The sequence below is a fragment of the Microbacterium pygmaeum genome, from assembly GCF_900100885.1.
Lineage (GTDB): Bacteria > Actinomycetota > Actinomycetes > Actinomycetales > Microbacteriaceae > Microbacterium > Microbacterium pygmaeum.
Genome location: NZ_LT629692.1, coordinates 3,203,797 through 3,215,759 on the forward strand (window position 1 = coordinate 3,203,797; position 11,963 = coordinate 3,215,759).

Below are 11,963 nucleotides of genomic sequence, written 5' to 3' on the forward strand. Positions count from 1 at the left end.
GTCGACCTAGACGACCGCGCCGGCGCGGTAGCCGACGCCGCGCACCGTGGTGACGATCTTGGGGTTGTCGGGATCGAGCTCGACCTTGGCGCGCAGGCGCTGCACGTGCACGTTCACGAGACGCGTGTCGGCCTTGTAGTGGTAGCCCCACACCTGCTCGAGCAGCATCTCGCGCGAGAACACCTGCTGCGGTTTGGAGGCCAGTGCCACGAGCAACTCGAACTCCAGCGGCGTCAGGGCGATGGGCTCCTCGTCGCGGCGCACCTCGTGCGCGGCCACGTCGACGGTGAGGTCGCCGATGCGCAGCACGTCACCGGCCGGCTGCGAGGCCGGGCGGAGGCGGGTGCGGATGCGGGCGACGAGCTCCTTCGGGTTGAAGGGTTTGACGATGTAGTCGTCGGCACCTGATTCCAGACCCTTGACCACGTCCGCGGTGTCGGTGCGCGCGGTCAGCATGATGATGGGGACGCCCGATTCGGCGCGCACCTGGTTGCAGATCTCGATGCCGTCCATGCCGGGGAGCATCAGGTCGAGCAGGATCAGGTCGGGCCGCTCCGCGCGCCAGACATCGACAGCCTTCACTCCGTCCGCACAGAACACCGTCTCGAATCCCTCGGTGCGCAGCACGATGCCGATCATCTCGGCCAGAGCGGTGTCGTCGTCGACCACCAGGATGCGTGATGTCATCTCGCGCGTTTCGTCCTCCGTGTTCGTGCCGGGGCATGGCCGTTCGCGCGCCGACCCCAGTGCTCCCCACAGAGTAGTCGACGGCGGCTGTGCGCAGGCCTAACGTCCCCAGTGCGGCGGCTGTCCGTGCCGCCGGCGCGCATGAGGGGTATGACACGATGGGAACAGCCCGACCTGCCCGACGACCGCACGAGGAGGGGCATCCGTGACCGCCTATCCGGCCTGGACGCCGGCATCCCGGCCCGGGATCATCCCCCTGCACCCGTTGACGTTCGGCACGATCCTCGGCCGCTCGTTCTCGGCTCTTCGTCACAACCCGCGGGTGCTCCTCGGCTTCGCGCTCGGCGTGCAGACGGCCGCGTACGTGCTCGTGCTCCTGGCCGTCGGCGGCGCGGCCATCGCCTCTTTCACGCGTCTGGACACCCTGCGACCGGGAACCGACGAGTTCGAAGCCGTGATGGCGGGATCGATCGCGATCACGGCGATCACCGGTCTCGTGCTGGGTCTTGCCGCCGGCGCCCTCGGAGTGATCGTGCAGGCCGTCGTGGTCACTGAGGTGGCCCATGCCGCGGTCGCCGAGAAGCTGACACTGCGCGCGTTGTGGCAGCAGGTCAAGCCGGTCGCCTGGCGATTGATCGGGTACGCGTTCCTGCTGTCGTTCGCGGCGCTGCTGGCGATCGCCATCGTGGCCGCAGTCCTGTTCGTGATCGGCGTCGCCGCACTCCCGCTGGCGATCGGCCTGACCGTCTTCGTGATCCTGGCGGCGATTCCGCTGTGGCTGTGGCTGTCGACCAAGCTGCTGCTGGTCGGCTCCACGATCATCCTGGAGCACGCCACCATCCGCGGCGCGATCGTCCGGTCGTGGACGCTCATCCGCGGGCGCTTCTGGGCGGCGCTCGGGGTCATCGTGCTGATCTCGCTGGTGTTCGGCGGGATCAGCCAGGTCATCAGCATCCCGTTCTCGTTCCTCACCTCGGGGCTGACCACGATCATCAGCCCGACCGGCGATCCGGAGCCGGCCGCCATCATCGGAATCCTCATCGCGGTCGTGCTCACCCAGATCGTGACCCTGCTCATCCAGTCGGTCGCGGTGGTGGTGCAGGCCACGGCCACCGCGCTGATCTACATCGACTGCCGCATGCGGCGCGAGGGGCTGGATCTCGACCTGCTCGGCTACGTCGAGCGCCGCGACGACGGTGCCGTCGGGCTCCCTGACCCGTACCGCCAGAACATCGGTCGCACGATCGCCCCGCGGGCTCCCGCGCCCGCGTATGGCTACCCCCCACCCGGATACCCGCCGTACGCGCCCGGTCCCTCCGGCCCGCCGCCGCAACACCCAGCGACGGCGCCGTACCCGGCGCAGCAGTATCCCGCGCCGCGGTACCCCGCGCCGCAGGACGCCCCTCCTTCGGGATACCGCGACGCGCCGCCCTTCGCCGCGCCGCAGCCGCCGGCCCCGACACGGCCCGTGACGGCACCCGCCGCCGCGACGCCGCCGGCGGACGAGCAACCCTCGTCCGAGCACTGGACCGCCCCGGGGACGCCCGCCGAACCCGTCGATCCCGACTCGCCGTGGTCCTAGCCGCACGCGGCGCGTGGGTCGCGCTCCTCGCCGACGCCGTCCCGCCCCTGACGCCGGACGGCGATGAGGCGCGCGAGTGGGCCGAGCGCGAATTGAGCAAGCCCGCCTACGCGGAAGCGCAGCCCACGCCGATCGACCGCATCGCGCAGGCGATCGGCGACTTCCTCGGTCGGCTGTTCGGCACCGAGCTCTCCGGCGGATGGGGGCCGTGGGTCGCGGTCATCGCCGCCGTCGTGATCGTTCTGGTCATCGTCGCGGCGTTCCTGATCTGGGGCCGGCCCCAGGTGACCCGCCGGGCGCGAGAGAGCGCCATCGTCTTCGGCGCTGCCGAACAGCGCACTGCCGCCGAACTGCGCTGTGATGCGGCATCCCGTGCAGCATCGGGCGAGTGGGATGCCGCGATCATCCTGCGCTTCCGGGCGCTGGCGCGAGGGCTCGACGAGCGCGGGATCGTCGAGACTCCCCCCGGCGCCACCGTCCACGCCTTCGCGCGGGCGGCCGCCGCCGCGATGCCCGCGATCGCGGATCGGCTCGAGTCGGCCGCAGCCGCCTTCGACGATGTGCGCTACCTGCGACGGCCCGGGACGGCCGCGCTCTACGCGACGGTCGCCGGCGTCGACGACGCAGCGGTCGCCGCCCGTCCGCGCGCGTCAGCCCCAGCGGAGGCGACGTCGTGAGCACCACCTCCGAGGCGGTCGGCGTGCACTCCGGCGACACGTCGACACCGCGGCCGGATCGCCGCCGCCGGATCGCCGCATGGATCGCGATCGCCCTCGTGCTGATCGGCGTCGGCACGGCCGGCTCGTTGCTCGCGGGGATCGGGCAGTGGACCCAGCGCGATGTGCTCGATCCCGAGTCGGCGGGCGCGAACGGTTCCAGGGCGCTCGTGCAGATCCTCGGCGAGCACGGCATCGATGTCGTCGTCGTGCGTGACCGCGCAGCCGCCGAGAACGCCCTCGCCGGTGGTCCGGCGACACTGGCCCTCACCGACGCCCCGGCACTGTCGGACGAGGCGCTGGAGACGGTGACGGACGCTGCCGCAGACGTGGTTGTGCTCGATCCGCGATCACGGACCCTCCGCGTCGTCCTGGGTGGCGGCATCGCCCAGGGATTCAATACCGGGGGCGCGGCGAGGCCGGACTGCGACGTGCGCGCCGCCGTGCGTGCCGGGAGTGTCGCGCCGGGTGCGCTGTTCTCCCCTGAGGAGGGCATGCAGGCGTGCTACCCGGTCGACGACGGCTGGGGGCTGCTGTCGGCCCCACACGGTTCGGGAACGGCGGTGGCCGTCGATGCGCGCGAGCTGTTCACGAATGGGAACCTCGCGCGCAACGGCAACGCCGCCCTCGCGGTGAATCTCCTCGGCGGCAGCCCGACCCTCGTCTGGTACATGCCGGGGCTGGCTGACAGCGATCTGGCCGCCGGGGATCGGACGCTGGGCGAGCTGACCCCGCCGTGGGTCAGCCCCGTGATCGTCCTGCTGCTGGTCGCGGCCCTGGCTGCGGCGATCTGGCGCGGCCGCCGGTTCGGTCCGCTGGTCAGCGAGCGGCTGCCCGTGACGGTCCGCGGCTCCGAGACGGCCGAGGGCCGGGCGCGCCTTTACGCCGAGGCCCGAGACCCGCTGCATGCCGCCGACCAGTTGCGCATCGGCGCGCTCGGCCGGCTGGCCCGCCTGCTCGGCCTCGGCGCGGCCGCGTCTGCGGACGAGATCGCGGATGCTGCGGCATCCCGATCAGGCGCCGACCGCGGCACCGTGCACGGCGTGCTGATCACCGAGCTGCCCAGCACCGACGCCGACCTGCTCTCTCTCAGCTCCCGCCTGCGCGCACTCGAGAACGCGGTCCGCGCCGCGGTACGACCCGAAAGGACTCCCGAATGACCGATCCGAGCATGCCCGACCCCGGCCGCTCCCCCGGCCCCGGCCCCGAAGGCTCGACCGACGCCGCGCTGCGCGAGGCCATGAACCGCGTCCGCATCGAGGTCGGCAAAGCCGTCGTCGGTCAGGACGGCACCGTCACCGGCCTGCTGATCGCGCTCCTGGCCGGCGGCCACGTGCTGCTGGAGGGCGTGCCGGGCGTCGCCAAGACGCTCCTGGTCCGCACCTTCAGCACCGCTCTGGGCCTGGACACCAAGCGCATCCAGTTCACGCCCGACCTCATGCCCGGCGACGTCTCCGGCTCGCTCGTGTACGACGCGCGCACCGGCGAGTTCGAGTTCCGGGAGGGACCGGTCTTCACCAACGTCGTCCTCGCCGACGAGATCAATCGCACGCCGCCCAAGACGCAATCGGCACTGCTGGAGGCGATGGAGGAGCGGCAGGTCTCCACCGACGGCGTCACGCGCCCGTTGCCCGATCCGTTCCTCGTGGCCGCGACGCAGAATCCGATCGAGCACGAGGGCACGTACACGCTCCCGGAGGCACAGCTGGACCGCTTCCTCCTCAAGCTGATCGTGGACATTCCGCCCCGTGATGCGGAACTGGCGGTCCTGCGCCGTCACGCGAACGGCTTCGACCCCCGTGACCTCGCCGCCGCCGGCGTGCAGCGAGCGGCCAGCGCGGAAGAGATCCGCGCGGCGCAACGCGCCGCGGCATCCGTCACCGTCGCCGACGATGTGCTGGGCTACGTCGTGGATCTCGCGCAGGCGACCCGGCGGAGTCCCTCGGTGCAGCTGGGTGTGAGTCCGCGCGCGAGCACCGCCCTCCTGGCCGCAGCCAAGGCGTGGGCGTGGCTCGGCGGATCGCCGGCGATCACCCCGGACCACGTGCAGACGATGCTCATCCCGACATGGCGCCACCGCATCCGGCTGCGGCCCGACGCGGAGCTGGAGGGCGTCTCGGTGGATGCGGTCCTCGGTTCGGTGCTGCAGCAGACCCGCGTACCCATCTAGTCGTGTACGTCACCGGCCGGCTCCCGCTGCTCGTCGCCGTCGGCGCGCTGCCCGTGGTCCTGCTCGCCATCGCGGGCATCGACGCGTGGCTGATCGCCGGGGGCTGGATCGTGCTGTGCCTGATCGCCGCGCTCGCCGATGCCGCGCTCGCGCCGGACCCGCGGGGCATCGCCGTCCGCCGGCTGCTGCCGGCGCGCAGCCGGCTGGGCGAGCCGGTGCAGGGGTCGCTGACGCTGCGAAACGCATCCGACCGGCGGATCCGCGGCTTCGTGCGCGACGCATGGCAGCCGACCGCCGGTGCACCGGCGGCGCGCCCGGCGATCGACATCCCCGCGGGCGAAGCTCGCACGCTCGTGACCTCGCTCCTTCCCCGTCGCCGCGGCGAGCTGCGCTCCGAGTTCGTCGTCGTTCGCTCGGCCGGCCCGATCGGTCTCGCGGGCCGGCAGCGTCGCGTCGAGGCATCCGGCGCGGTCCGCGTGCTGCCTCCGTTCGCCGCCCGCCGTCACCTGCCCTCGCGCCTGGCGCGACTGCGCGAATTGGACGGCAACACCAGCGTGCAGATGCGCGGACAGGGCACCGAGTTCGACAGCCTCAGGGAGTACGTGCGGGGCGACGACGTGCGATCGATCGACTGGCGGGCGACCGCCCGGGCGAATACGACGATGCTGCGCACCTGGCGACCGGAACGCGACCGGCACGTCGTGATCGTCATCGACACCGGACGCACCGCCGCGGCGCGCGTCGGCGACGGCGTTCGGCTGGACGCGGCGATGGAGGCGGCGCTGCTGCTGGCCGCGCTGGCCACGCGTGCCGGCGACCACACGCACCTGCTGATGTTCGACCGGGTGACCCGTGCGCGGGTGACCCGGATCGACGGGCCCGCGCTGCTTCCCGCGCTCGTGGACGCGATGGCTCCGGTGCAGCCGCAGCTCATCGACACCGACTGGGACGCCGCGTTCGCCGAGGTCCGCCGACTCACATCGCGCCCGTCGCTGGTGGTGCTGCTGACCGCGCAGGATGCGACCGAGGCGGCGCGCGGCTTCCTCGGCTCGCTGCCGGCGCTCACCCACCGGGCTCACGTGCTGGTGGGCACCGTCACCGACGCCGAGACTGCCGACCCTGCCGACCGCATCGGAAACGGGCAACGCCCGACGGCCGCCGAGGTGTACCGCGAAGCCGCTCTGGAGCGGGATGCCCTCGATGCCGCCCAGGTCGCCGCCGCCATCAGTCGTGCCGGCGCGGAGGCGCTCGCGGACTCCGCCGAACAGCTGCCGCCCCGCATCGCGGATCGCTACCTCGCGCTGAAGGCCGCCGGGCGCCTCTGAGTTCTGCGTCGCAGAACGGCGGATTACCCGGCGTGTCGGCGGGCCGCATCCCTTACCTGGGAACTGTCTGTACATGCCCTATGCTCGGCGACGACGGCCATCCCGCCGCCCCCAACCGCGAAGGAGACTCGGTCATGAGCGACCCGCGTCCTGACAAGCCCGTCGAGCCGACCGACCTCGACCACACCCCGCCGCAGGAGCCGGACGGTCCGTCGACCGCGGCCACCCTCGTCGCCGAGGCCTTCGGCACGCTGCTGCTGGTCCTCGGCGTCATCAGCACCGCCCTGTTCGCCGCCAACTTCGGCACGAGCGACAACGGAACCTCGCTCGGCGTGGGCTTCGTCGGCGTCTCGCTGGCCGTCGGCATCACCGTCATCGCCGGCGCGTACGCGTTCGGTCCGATCTCGGGCGGCCACTTCAACCCGGCCGTGACCCTGGGCCTGGCCGCAGCCGGACGCTTCCCCTGGAAGGGCGTGCTGCCGTACATCATCGCCCAGATCGTCGGCGGCCTGATCGCCACGACCCTCATCGTGCTGATCGGCCTGTTCGGTCCGGACGGGTGGCTCGGCGACGCGCAGGACGGCGGCTTCGCCAGCAACGGCTTCGGCGAGGCTTCGCCCGGCGGCTTCGGTCTCGGCGCGGCGATCATCGTCGAGGTACTGTTCACGGCGCTGTTCGTGCTCGTGATCCTGGGCGTCACCCACGCGACCCGAGGCTCGAACTTCGCCGGACTGGCGATCGGTCTGACGCTGGTGCTGATCCACCTCGCGATCATCCCGATCGACAACGCCTCGGTGAACCCGGCGCGCTCGATCGCCACGGCGGTCTACGGCGGCGGACTCGCCCTCAGCCAGCTGTGGGTGTTCCTGGTGTTCCCGATCGTCGGTGGATTGATCGCCGGCTTCTCGTACCGTGCGCTGTTCGACGGAACGGCCAAGAAGCGGTAGCGCACGCGTTGCGGGAGGGGTCGGTCGCCGCGGCGGCCGGCCCCTTCCTTGTGTCCCGGCCTCGCTGAGGCGCCGATGCGCGGCTCGCGGATTCACCGGACCACCGGACCTCGTCGAGACCGCGGAGGCCCGCCGAGACCGCGGAGTCCCGCCGAGACCGCGGAGTCCCGCCGAGACCGCGGAGTCCCGCCGAGACCGCGGAGTCCCGCCGAGACCGCGGAGTCTCGCCGAGATCGGGGAGGCTCGCCGAGATCGGGGAGGCTCGCCGAGACCGGGGAGTCCCGTCGAGACCGGGGTTCGCGAACCCCGGTCTCGACGAGATGCCCCGGCTTGACGCCGAGCGCGGGGACGGGAACGCGGAGCGGGGACAGCGACCGGATGCCGCGACTCAGCCGGCCACGAGGGTGGGCGTCCCGGCCTCGTACTCGGTGAGGTCGCCGGTCTCGCCGCGACGGTACGCGCGCCCGCCGACCACGATCATGTAGACGAGGAAGGCCGCGAGCGCGGCGGCACCGATGCCGATCTTGACCGGCCACGGCCAGGGTTGCGCGGTCACGAAGCCCTCGATCACGCCGGAGAGCGCGAGCGCGAGGATGAGGCCGACAGCGACCGTGGCGAGACTGCGGCCCGCCGAGGCGAGCGCCTCGCCGCGCGACCGCGCTCCCGGAGCCACCCACGCCCAGAAGATGTGCAGCCCGGCAGCCCCCGCCACGAAGATGCTCGTCATCTCCAGGAGGCCGTGCGGAAGGATGTAGAGCACGAAGACGTCACCGCGCCCGAAGGCCAGCATGACCGCAGCAGCGGTGCCCAGGCCCACGGCGTTCTGGACGAGCACCATCACCGGCCAGATGCCGGTGATGCCGAACAGCACGCATTGCGCGGCGATCCACGCATTGTTGGTCCACACCGTTCCGGCGAAGACGGCGGCCGGGTTCTCGCTGTAGTAGTCGGTGAACTCGTCCTGCGCGTACGACTCCAGCTGCGCCTGATCACCGAGCGAGGCGACCAGCGCCGGGTCGCCGGACACCCAGAACCCCACCACCGCCACGATCGCGATGAAGACGACGGCGATCACGAGGGTGGTCCACCGGACGCGGTACAAGGCGGCGGGCAGCTGCAAGGCGAAGAAGCGCGGGATGAGCCGGGCGACGTTCTCCGGAGCACCGGTGAGCTTGAGCCGCGCGCGAGCGAGGATCGTCGACACGTGATCGCCCTGCGTGGTGCGCCCGGCCGACGTCTTGATCTCGGCGAGGTCCGCGGATGCCGCGCGGTAGCGCGTCACCAGTTCGTCGACCTGTTCGCCGTTCGGGCGCCGCGTGCGGCTCAGCTCGTCCAGCCGCGCCCACTCCTGGCGCCGAGCGGCGGCCAGGGCATCGAGGTCCATTTGATTAACTGTACCCATGGTCCTTTCCGGCAACCCCGCCGCCGGCCCCGGTGCACAGCCGCGGCTGGTCGAGATCCATCAGGACGAGGTGCTGACCGGCGAGGCGGTCGCGCTCGACGTGCAGCCGATCGGCTTCTTCCTGCGCGCCCTCGGCGTGTTCATCGACGTGCTCGTGGGCATCGCCGTGTTCTTCCTGTTCGCGCTGGTCGCCTCGTGGCTGATCGGTCAGAGCCTCCTCGATGTCCTGACCCTGCCGATCCTGACGATCGTCGTCCTGGTGACGGTGATGGTGGTCCTGCCCACCGCTGTGGAGACCCTCACGCACGGCCGCAGTCTCGGCAAGCTGGCGGTCGGGGGCCGGATCGTGCGCGCCGACGGCGGGGCATCCGGATTCCGCCAGGCCTTCATCCGCGCGCTCGTCGGCGTCTTCGAGATCTGGTTCACCGTCGGCGCCGTCGCCGCTCTGGTCGGGGCCTTCACTCCGCGATCGCAGCGGCTGGGCGACCTGATGGCCGGCACCTACTCGGAACGCACCCGCACACCTGCCCTGCCACCGCTGAGTCCGGGCGTTCCCCCTCCGCTGGCAGAATGGGCCGCCGTCGCCGACGTCGCGCGGCTGCCCGACCGGCTGTCGCGCCGGCTGGCGCAGTTCACGCAGACCGCGGCGGGCATGCAGCCGGCCGCGAGGGCGCGGGTCGCGGCATCCCTCGCCGGCGAAGCCTCAGCTCACGTCTTCCCGGTCCCCCGGGTCGATCCGGAACTGTTCCTGCTCGGTGTCGTCGCAGTGCGCCGGGACCGCGAGCTGCGCGCGCTGCAACAGGAGGATCAGCGCGTCCGCGCACTCACGGACACCACCGCCGGCCGGCACGGTCTCCCGACCCGCTGAGCGGGTCGGCGGACCGACGGCCGATCAGTAGCGGTAGTGGTCGAGCTTGTACGGACCCTCGACCGGCACGCCGAGGTAGGCGGCCTGCTCGTCGGAGAGCACGGTCAGCTTCACGCCGAGCGCGTCCAGGTGCAGGCGGGCGACCTTCTCGTCGAGCGCCTTGGGCAGCACGTACACGCCGGTCGGGTATTGGTCGCGCTTCGTGAACAGCTCGATCTGCGCGAGCACCTGGTTGGTGAAGGAGGCGCTCATCACGAACGACGGGTGTCCGGTCGCGTTGCCGAGGTTCATCAAGCGGCCTTCACTGAGGACCAGGATGCTGCGGCCGTTCGGCAGGCGCCATTCGTGCACCTGCGGCTTGATCTCCACGCGCTCGGCGCCCGGCAGCGACTCGAGCGCGGCCATGTCGATCTCGTCGTCGAAGTGGCCGACGTTGCCCACGATCGCCAGGTGCTTCAGGCCCATCAGGTGATCGAGGGTCACGACCCGGGTGTTGCCGGTGCCGGTGATCAGGATGTCGACCTGGTCGAGCACGGACTCCAGGGTGGTCACCTGGAAGCCGTCCATGGCCGCCTGGAGCGCGTTGATCGGATCGATCTCGCTCACGATGACACGCGCGCCCTGGCCCCGCAGCGCCTCGGCCGACCCCTTGCCGACATCGCCGTAGCCGACGACGAAGGCGACCTTGCCGCCGATCAGCACGTCGGTGGCGCGGTTCAGGCCGTCGGGGAGCGAGTGACGGATGCCGTAGGTGTTGTCGAACTTCGACTTGGTGACCGAGTCGTTGACGTTGATGCCGGGGAAGAGCAGCTTGCCGGCGGCTGCGAGTTCGTACAGGCGGTGGACGCCCGTCGTGGTCTCCTCGGTCACGCCGATCAGCTCCGCGGCCATGCGCGTGAACCGCTGCGGGTCGCGGGCGAGGCTTCCGCGGAGGAGGTCGAGGATGACGCGGTACTCCGCGGAGTCGCTCTCCGAGGCGTCGGGCACGGCGCCCGCGAGCTCGAATTCGACGCCCTTGTGCACCAGCAGTGTCGCATCGCCGCCGTCGTCCAGGATCAGGTTCGGACCGTCGAAGCCTTCGGCCGACCAGTCGAAGATGCGATCGGCGCACGCCCAGTACTCCTCGAGCGTCTCGCCCTTCCAGGCGAACACGGGCACGCCCGAAGGGTTCTCGACGGTGCCGGTCGGGCCGACGGCGATCGCGGCGGCCGCCTCGTCCTGGGTGGAGAAGATGTTGCAGCTGGCCCAGCGCACCTGTGCGCCGAGGGCGACCAGCGTCTCGATGAGGACGGCGGTCTGCACGGTCATGTGCAGCGAGCCGGCGATGCGGGCGCCGCGCAGCGGCTGGGTGGGGCCGAACTCCTCGCGCAGCGACATCAGGCCGGGCATCTCGTTCTCGGCGAGGCGGATCTGGTGTCGACCGGCTTCTGCGAGGGACAGGTCGGCGACGGAATACTCGAGGCGGGCGGGTGCGCTGACGTCAGAGCTCATTAGGCGATTCTCTCACCGATCGGCACCGATCGCGTGCTCAGCGCGGCGAGATCGTCTCGTGACGGACGACGACCCACCCGCGCGGAACCGACAGGCGGTCGGTGTGGATCGCGCACAGATCGTGCGCATGACGATCACCGGCGGCACCGAGCGGGCCGATCGCCGCCATCTGGTCGCCGTAGTCGTACGTCAGGGTCGACACCGCTTCACGCGCGCATGCCACTTTGGAGCAGAGTCTGTCTTGCATCGATGCCACGCTATCCACCGCAGCGGACACCGAGCGGATGCCGCGCCGCGAGCACCCGCGACCAGACCCTCGCGCGCCTAGGATGAGCGCATGGCGTGGCGCAAGAGCAGGCAGACCTCGACCCCCACGCGCCGCCCTGCCCGGCACGGCCGCCATGGTCGGGAAGGCCGAAGCCCGGTGGTGCGCCCGCCGCTGCCGCCGCTGGAGACCCGCGCCGAGCGGTTCGATCTCGCGGTGGGCACCGCCGCCGAGTTCCTTCGCTCGGCGTGGCCGGAGCTTCGCGATGTGAGCTTCGAGGTCGGCGACATGCCCGCAGCCAGCGACGAGGACGGCATCCCCCGCTGGACGACGCTGGCCGCTGAGAAGCGCATCATCCTGTACCGCCTGCCCATCGAACGGCTGAGTCACCTGCACCGCAACGATGAACTGCATCGGCGCATGATGATCGAGAGCTGCGTCTTCCGAGCGGCCGCCGAGTACCTGGGGCGCGATCCCTGGGACCTCGGTCCCGAACGCTTCCGGTTCTGA

General features: G+C 71.4%; 12 protein-coding genes. 8 read left to right on the forward strand and 4 right to left on the reverse strand.

All coding sequences use genetic code 11. The features are described 5' to 3' along the window. Positions 1–6: 6 nt before the first annotated feature. Positions 7–687, reverse strand: coding sequence for an MtrAB system response regulator MtrA (gene mtrA / locus BLT19_RS15425; RefSeq protein WP_091492074.1), 681 nt, complete (start codon positions 685–687; stop codon positions 7–9). Positions 688–892: 205 nt separating this feature from the next. On the opposite strand from mtrA, the gene BLT19_RS15430 reads away from it, so the two are divergent. The 6 genes from BLT19_RS15430 to BLT19_RS15455 all read left to right on the forward strand — a co-directional run bounded on the left by BLT19_RS15430 (position 893) and on the right by BLT19_RS15455 (position 7,427). Then, positions 893–2,269: a glycerophosphoryl diester phosphodiesterase membrane domain-containing protein gene (locus BLT19_RS15430; RefSeq protein ID WP_091492077.1), complete on the forward strand. Its 1,377-nt coding sequence runs from the start codon at positions 893–895 to the stop codon at positions 2,267–2,269. Beyond that, positions 2,260–2,946, forward strand: coding sequence for a DUF4129 domain-containing protein (locus tag BLT19_RS15435; RefSeq protein ID WP_157681875.1), 687 nt, complete (start codon positions 2,260–2,262; stop codon positions 2,944–2,946). Before BLT19_RS15430 ends, BLT19_RS15435 begins: the two co-directional genes overlap by 10 nt. Beyond that, a complete protein-coding gene (locus tag BLT19_RS15440) occupies positions 2,943–4,145 on the forward strand; it encodes a DUF4350 domain-containing protein (RefSeq protein ID WP_231917684.1) in 1,203 nt (400 codons plus the stop codon). The genes BLT19_RS15435 and BLT19_RS15440 overlap by 4 nt, the downstream gene beginning before the upstream one ends. An 11-nt stretch (positions 4,146–4,156) precedes the next feature. Next, positions 4,157–5,155, forward strand: a complete 999-nt coding sequence (locus tag BLT19_RS15445; RefSeq protein ID WP_091494161.1) for an AAA family ATPase — start codon at positions 4,157–4,159, stop codon at positions 5,153–5,155. Between the two features lie 2 nt (positions 5,156–5,157). Continuing rightward, positions 5,158–6,480: a DUF58 domain-containing protein gene (locus tag BLT19_RS15450; RefSeq protein ID WP_091492082.1), complete on the forward strand. Its 1,323-nt coding sequence runs from the start codon at positions 5,158–5,160 to the stop codon at positions 6,478–6,480. Positions 6,481–6,614: 134 nt separating this feature from the next. Beyond that, a complete protein-coding gene (locus BLT19_RS15455; RefSeq protein WP_091494165.1) occupies positions 6,615–7,427 on the forward strand; it encodes an aquaporin in 813 nt (270 codons plus the stop codon). Between the two features lie 388 nt (positions 7,428–7,815). On the opposite strand, the gene BLT19_RS15460 is transcribed toward BLT19_RS15455, so the two are convergent. Then, entirely contained in the window at positions 7,816–8,811 is a 996-nt protein-coding gene (locus tag BLT19_RS15460) for a stage II sporulation protein M (RefSeq protein WP_091492085.1), read from the reverse strand. 16 nt (positions 8,812–8,827) lie between these two features. Between BLT19_RS15460 and BLT19_RS15465 the strand changes: the two genes are divergently transcribed. After that, positions 8,828–9,697 carry an RDD family protein gene (locus tag BLT19_RS15465; protein ID WP_091492087.1) on the forward strand — a complete coding sequence of 290 codons (870 nt, stop codon included), beginning with the start codon at positions 8,828–8,830 and terminating at the stop codon, positions 9,695–9,697. Positions 9,698–9,721: 24 nt separating this feature from the next. Here the strand turns inward: BLT19_RS15465 and ahcY are convergent, their stop codons facing one another. Beyond that, positions 9,722–11,188: an adenosylhomocysteinase gene (gene ahcY / locus BLT19_RS15470; RefSeq protein WP_091492089.1), complete on the reverse strand. Its 1,467-nt coding sequence runs from the start codon at positions 11,186–11,188 to the stop codon at positions 9,722–9,724. A gap of 37 nt (positions 11,189–11,225) precedes the next feature. After that, positions 11,226–11,435 carry a DUF3499 family protein gene (locus BLT19_RS15475; RefSeq protein WP_091494168.1) on the reverse strand — a complete coding sequence of 70 codons (210 nt, stop codon included), beginning with the start codon at positions 11,433–11,435 and terminating at the stop codon, positions 11,226–11,228. 90 nt (positions 11,436–11,525) lie between these two features. Here BLT19_RS15475 and BLT19_RS15480 point away from each other — a divergent pair, with 90 nt between their 5' ends. Next, the gene (locus BLT19_RS15480; RefSeq protein WP_172825647.1) at positions 11,526–11,963 is read left to right on the forward strand and encodes a metallopeptidase family protein; all 438 of its coding nucleotides are present in this window, start codon (positions 11,526–11,528) and stop codon (positions 11,961–11,963) included.

Excerpts from the sequence above, each read along its gene's own strand:
- BLT19_RS15475 (WP_091494168.1), bottom strand. The coding sequence starts at position 11,435 with ATGCAAGACAGACTCTGCTCCAAAGTGGCATGCGCGCGTGAAGCGGTG.
- BLT19_RS15455 (WP_091494165.1), top strand. The coding sequence starts at position 6,615 with ATGAGCGACCCGCGTCCTGACAAGCCCGTCGAGCCGACCGACCTCGAC.
- BLT19_RS15460 (WP_091492085.1), bottom strand. The coding sequence starts at position 8,811 with ATGGACCTCGATGCCCTGGCCGCCGCTCGGCGCCAGGAGTGGGCGCGG.
- mtrA (WP_091492074.1), bottom strand. The coding sequence starts at position 687 with ATGACATCACGCATCCTGGTGGTCGACGACGACACCGCTCTGGCCGAG.
- ahcY (WP_091492089.1), bottom strand. The coding sequence starts at position 11,188 with ATGAGCTCTGACGTCAGCGCACCCGCCCGCCTCGAGTATTCCGTCGCC.
- BLT19_RS15480 (WP_172825647.1), top strand. The coding sequence starts at position 11,526 with ATGGCGTGGCGCAAGAGCAGGCAGACCTCGACCCCCACGCGCCGCCCT.
- BLT19_RS15445 (WP_091494161.1), top strand. The coding sequence starts at position 4,157 with ATGCCCGACCCCGGCCGCTCCCCCGGCCCCGGCCCCGAAGGCTCGACC.
- BLT19_RS15465 (WP_091492087.1), top strand. The coding sequence starts at position 8,828 with ATGGTCCTTTCCGGCAACCCCGCCGCCGGCCCCGGTGCACAGCCGCGG.